This window comes from Pectobacterium betavasculorum, assembly GCF_000749845.1.
In the GTDB taxonomy this organism is placed as follows: domain Bacteria; phylum Pseudomonadota; class Gammaproteobacteria; order Enterobacterales; family Enterobacteriaceae; genus Pectobacterium; species Pectobacterium betavasculorum.
On the sequence record NZ_JQHM01000052.1, the window covers coordinates 1 to 600 of the forward strand.

The 600-nt window shown below is 52.0% G+C and carries 2 protein-coding genes; both read right to left on the reverse strand.

Features of this window, described 5'->3' with window-relative positions; translation table 11 throughout:
- On the reverse strand, positions 1–308 hold a 308-nt coding region (locus KP22_RS21030; protein ID WP_039326343.1), incomplete at its 3' end, for an IS3 family transposase.
- A gap of 52 nt (positions 309–360) precedes the next feature.
- The coding region (locus KP22_RS21035; RefSeq protein ID WP_081926267.1) for a transposase at positions 361–600 on the reverse strand (240 nt) is incomplete at its 5' end.

A 600-nucleotide genomic window follows, 5' to 3' on the forward strand; every position in this document is an offset into this window, starting at 1 on the left:
CGGCTGTTCGTCGTCACTTTATAGCGCGTCTGATTCGCGGCTTTCAGACCGCACTGTTTCATCAAACGACTGATGCGGCTTTTACCGTGAAAACGCTGCTCATCGCGTAAATCACTTTGCAGACGACGGATACCGTAAGTTCCCCGACTGTCGTGATGCAACTGAATCAACCGCTGGCTCAGGATGTCATTAGACAACTGCCGTTGACTGGGTGTTCGGTTGCTCCATGACTGGTAACCCCGCGTGCTGACATTGAGCAACAGGCAAATTTGTTTCACCGTATGGAAAGCCGATAACTGAGCGACCATGGCGTATCTTAGCGGCTTTCCCGCGCAAAGAACGCCGCCGCTTTTTTCAGGATTAGCTTATCCTCTTCCAGTTCGGCGATTTTGGCTTTAAGGCGGCGAATTTCCAGCTCTTGTTCGGAAAGCAGGGCGTGTTGGAAAAAGCGGCATCCGCCTTATCCTGATAGCGTTTTTTCCGGTTGTAGAGGGTGTTCTCTTTGATATCAAGCTCCTGTGCCAGACGGGCAACAGACTTGCCGCTTTCGAGCAGTAACGCCACGGCTCTGCGCTTGAACTCCGGGGGATATTGTTGTCT